The sequence below is a fragment of the Nonomuraea sp. NPDC049637 genome (assembly GCF_040675235.1).
Taxonomy (GTDB): domain Bacteria; phylum Actinomycetota; class Actinomycetes; order Streptosporangiales; family Streptosporangiaceae; genus Nonomuraea.
Map to the genome: position 1 here is coordinate 1 of NZ_JBFAOM010000114.1, position 4,410 is coordinate 4,410.

The 4,410-nt window shown below is 69.7% G+C and carries 4 protein-coding genes; 2 read left to right on the forward strand and 2 right to left on the reverse strand.

The window, feature by feature from the left end:
* On the reverse strand, positions 1 to 1,706 hold a 1,706-nt coding region (locus tag AB0J71_RS49745; protein ID WP_364421436.1), incomplete at its 3' end, for a hypothetical protein.
* A gap of 522 nt (positions 1,707 to 2,228) precedes the next feature.
* Positions 2,229 to 2,717 carry a hypothetical protein gene (locus tag AB0J71_RS49750; RefSeq protein WP_364421438.1) on the reverse strand — a complete coding sequence of 163 codons (489 nt, stop codon included), beginning with the start codon at positions 2,715 to 2,717 and terminating at the stop codon, positions 2,229 to 2,231.
* A 58-nt stretch (positions 2,718 to 2,775) separates the two neighbouring features.
* On the opposite strand from AB0J71_RS49750, the gene AB0J71_RS49755 reads away from it, so the two are divergent.
* Both AB0J71_RS49755 and AB0J71_RS49760 read left to right on the forward strand, forming a co-directional pair.
* On the forward strand, positions 2,776 to 3,336 hold the full coding sequence (locus AB0J71_RS49755; RefSeq protein ID WP_364421440.1) for an RNA polymerase sigma factor: 561 nt from the start codon (positions 2,776 to 2,778) through the stop codon (positions 3,334 to 3,336).
* Positions 3,333 to 4,385, forward strand: coding sequence for a hypothetical protein (locus tag AB0J71_RS49760; protein WP_364421442.1), 1,053 nt, complete (start codon positions 3,333 to 3,335; stop codon positions 4,383 to 4,385). Before AB0J71_RS49755 ends, AB0J71_RS49760 begins: the two co-directional genes overlap by 4 nt.
* Positions 4,386 to 4,410: the final 25 nt, after the last annotated feature.

Consider the following 4,410-nt stretch of genomic DNA (forward strand, 5'->3'; position numbering starts at 1 on the left):
CCCAGACCGTTGCCCGCCGTGCCGCTGACCTGGACCGTGGCCGTCTGCCACTCGGACCACGGGCCTGACACCTGCCCCGAGGTGGACGCCCGGACGCGCCACCGGACCAGCCAGCCGTCCTTGAGCATGCCGGCCGTCACGGTGGGGGTCTGCAGGGAGCACTTGCTCCGTGTCGAGCACGAACCGCTCGACACCTGGCCGCTGTCGGACCAGATCAGCCCCGCGCCCTGGGCGGGAACCGACGGATCGTGCTCGACCTCGGCGTCCAGCTTCAACGACCGCGACTCCGGATCAGCACCCGACGCGGCGAAATACGGCGTCGTCGACGTCAACGTCCACAACCCCGACGACAACTGACCCGCCGACACCGACAGATCCGACACCACCGGCTTGGAGATGTCGATCCGCGCCGACTGCCACTCCGACCACGGGCTCGACACCTGCCCAGAGGTGGACGCCCGGACCCGCCAGCGGACCAGCCAGCCGTCCTTGAGCTTGCCGGCCGTCACGGTGGGCGTCTGCAGGGAGCACTTGCTCCAGGACGAGCACGAACCGCTCGACACCTGACCGCTGTCGGACCAGATCAGACCCGACCCCTGAACGGGAACCGACGGATCGTGCTCGACCTCGGCGTCCAGCTTCAACGACCGCGACTCCGGATCAGCACCCGACGCGGCGAAATACGGCGTCGTGGACGACAACGTCCACAACCCCGACGACAACTGACCCGCCGACACCGACAGGTCGGACAGCACCGGCTTGGCGAGATCCACCCGCGCGGCCTGCCACTGCGTCCATGCCCCCACCACGCCGGACGAGGTCGACGCCCGCACGCGCCAGCGCACCAGCCAGCCGTCCTTCAACTCGCCCGCCCCCACGGTGGGGCTCTGCAGGGAGCACTTGCTCCAGGACGAGCACGAACCGCTCGACACCTGACCGCTGTCGGACCAGATCAGCCCCGACCCCTGAGCGGGAACCGACGGGTCATGCTCGACCTGCGCCTCCAGCTTCAACGACCGCGACTCCGGATCAGCACCCGACGCCGCGAAATACGGCGTCGTCGACGACAACGTCCACAACCCCGACGACAACTGACCCGCCGACACCGACAGGTCCGACACCACAGGAAGTGCGGCGGCGGCGACGGCCGACACGGTCCGCGCCCTGGGGACAGCCGTCTCGGCGGCCATCGCCCCGCTCCCCTGACGTCCGTCGAGCGCCGTCGGGGATGCCTTGCCGACGCCCGCGCCCTCGGCGCTTCCGCGGGAGGGGCGGCCGTCGTTCGTCGCCGGCCGCGACGGGGTGTCGGCGGGAGCCGGTTCCCACTTCAGCGGCGGCGGGCTGTTCAGCCCGTCCGTGGCCGGCTCGTCCGGCAGCTCGCGCGGCTTCTCCACCGGCAGCGAGCCCTTGGGGCGCTTGACGTCGCCCGTGGCCTTGCCCTTGCTCCGCGGCTGAGTGGCGGCCGGATCGACGAGGTGCGGCAGGTTCTCCGCCGATCCGGCGCGCTGCACGGGGGCCTTGCCGGCGTTGCCGGAGGAGGGAGAGCCGGGAATGTCCAGCCGCGTTGGAGAGGGTGCGACAACGGCCGCCTGCGCCTCCAGGGTGAGAATCCCCGGCAGGAGGGCCACGGTCGCGGCCAGCGCGAGGCGGCTGACCCACTTCGACGGCGCACCCCGTCCGAGCCATAACCCGCTCTGCCCCAGCACTTTCGCACTTTTCTGAGCACGCCGCACAGTCACGCCCACACTCCCCGTGGAAACAGAAAACACAAGGGCATCCGGGCGCACCCCTGTAAGCTCCCCATAAATAACGCCTCAGATATACACAGCCAGCGCGATCAGGAATAGATCTTGACAAGGCGGCCCACGATGGAGCAGGAGGCATGAAATTGAGCCGACTTCAGAGGTCGGGGCAGCTCACTCGCTTTCCGCGCAAGCGACCGGCCGCGGCGGTGTGACGTGATTCACACAGGAAGACTTTATTACCAGAATTGCGGCGCGGGCTTCGCCGTCGCGCAGCCGACCGGGCCCACCACAGACGTTTCGGCGCGTTCCGTAGTCGGCTGCTCACCGGCGCCGCAAACGTTTATCGGGCTGTTATTGAAATATGGGCCGACAGGTTCTTCGAAGGTGTAATCATTATCCGGCGTCCCGGACGTTGTTCTCGGATTTCCCGATGTTCGCGCCGACCAGTTCTTCGACGGCTGCCTGCGCGGGCAGCTCGACGGCTCATCGATCCGGTACCGCGCCGGGATCGCGGCTCCCGCTCGGGGTGAGGAGGATGCCGACGGCCGCGCCGAGGATGAGGATGGCCAAATCCGCGATCCGGTCCATCCAGAAGGCGACCGTGTTGTCCACGGCCAGGAACTGGACCGAGATGCCGCCGTTGTCGCGCACCCACCGCATGGACCGCAGAGACGCCGACTCGACGTCCGGGGCGGGGTCGGAGAGCGTGATGCCGTCGTTGTACTCGCGGTACCGGATCTCGCCGGCGACGGGGGTGGCGCCTTTCGCCGGGTCGACGAAGTCCAGGTCCGGATACTCCTCCCGGAACCCGTACAGCGAGTCCTCGATCTCCAGGAAGATCTTGTTCTCGCCCCAGTGCTGGTGATACCGGACGGTGCTCACCGGGAAGTCGAAGGCGACCGTCAGCATGTACTCGCCGGCCCGCTGGTGCCTGACCGCTGTTTCCGGCGAAATGATGGCCCATGAGCGCACATAGGCAGGGGTGTCCGCACAAATGATTCGATGAGGAGATCCACCATGGGAACCGCCCGTGGATGACGAGCGGTCGGCCAAGTTCGAGGCCGCCTACAACCGGGCCTACGGCCAGATCACCGCCTACGCCGTACGCCGGTGCGACTCGCCTCAGGACGCCGCCGACGTGGTGGCCGAGACCTTCACCGTCGCCTGGCGGCGGGTGGACGAGCTGCCGGAGGGCCCGGAGGCCACCCTCTGGCTGTACGGCGTGGCGCGCAAGGTCCTGGCCAACCACTTCCGGAGCGGCAACCGCCGCCGGGAGCGCACGGCCGAGCTCGACGCCGAACTGGCCGACCGGTACGGCCACTCGCCCGACACCCAGGTCGAGCTGGACGCGATCGGCCGGGCGTTCCTGAGCCTGTCCGACGACGACCGGGAGCTGCTGTCCCTGGTCGCCTGGGAGGGGCTGGAGCGCGACGAGATCGCGAAGGCGCTGGGGCTGTCCCGCAACGCCGTACGCATCAGGCTGCACCGCGCCCGCAGACGCCTGTCGCGCGCTTTGGCGTCGGCGGGCGTGCACGTCACCGCAGAGAGCCGGCTGGTCCCGGCGGAGACGCCGTTGGGGGGAGCGCTGTGAAGCACACCGCGAAGGACACTGCGAACGACACCGCGAACGACACTGTGAAGCACACTGCGAAGAGCGTCGACGAGATCGCGGCGATCAGGGCGCTGGCCCGGGTCGCGCCGGGCGAGCGGGGAGGTGAGCCGTCCGGCGCGGGGGCGCGGGCGTTGCTGGCCGCGATCATCGCCGAAGAGCCGGGCACGGATCCGGGCACGGAGCCCGGCACGGCATCGGGCACGGCTCGGCGGACGCGGCGCGGCGTCAGGCCGAGGCGGCGCGGCGTCAGGCCGAGGCGGCTGGCGTTCGGGCTGGCCGCCGCGGTCGCGCTGGCCGCGGGTGTGGTGACGGTCCCGATCGCGCTGAAGGACGGCACACCGGCCTCGTGGGCCGTCAACCTGGACGACGGGATGGTGACGATCCGGATCCGCGACTTCGACGACGCCCCGGAGCTGGAGCGGCGGCTGAAGGAGCTGGGCGTGCCCGCGACGGTGGACTACGTGCCCAAGGACATGACGTGCCGCGAACCGCGCGGGAAGGTCGTGGAGAACATCCCGCGCGGCATCTACAGCCTGCCGGAGAACATCCCGGGCGAGTCGCAGGGCGTGCAGATGCGCATCAACACCAACCTGTTCGGCCCGGGTCAGACGTTCGTCTGGATCCTCAGAGGCAAGGGCGGCCTGACCACCACGCGGCTGATGGAAGGCCCGGTGGCGCCCTGCGAGCCCGTGCCCATGCCCACGGTCGAGCAGGAGGAACCGGAGTTCCACGGTATGAGCACCCGCGAGCTGGGAGGTCTGCGGGTGGACGAGAAGACCGTCGGCGAGGTGCTGCCCGAGCTGAGGAAGCTCGGACGGAAGGTGATCTTCGCGGTCATCACCGTCCCGCCCGGCAACCCGGGAGGGTTCGCCATCGACCGCACCCAGAGCACGCCCGTCGGCGACGACTGGGTGGTCTGGGAGGCGGAGCAGAACGCCAAGGGGGTGATCCAGCTGCTCGTCACGGAGGAGCGCCTGGACAAGAACCCGGTCTACGGCGGCCCCCGCGACGCGGTCATCAAGGACTGACCGGCGGGCCCGCGCGCCTCCCGCG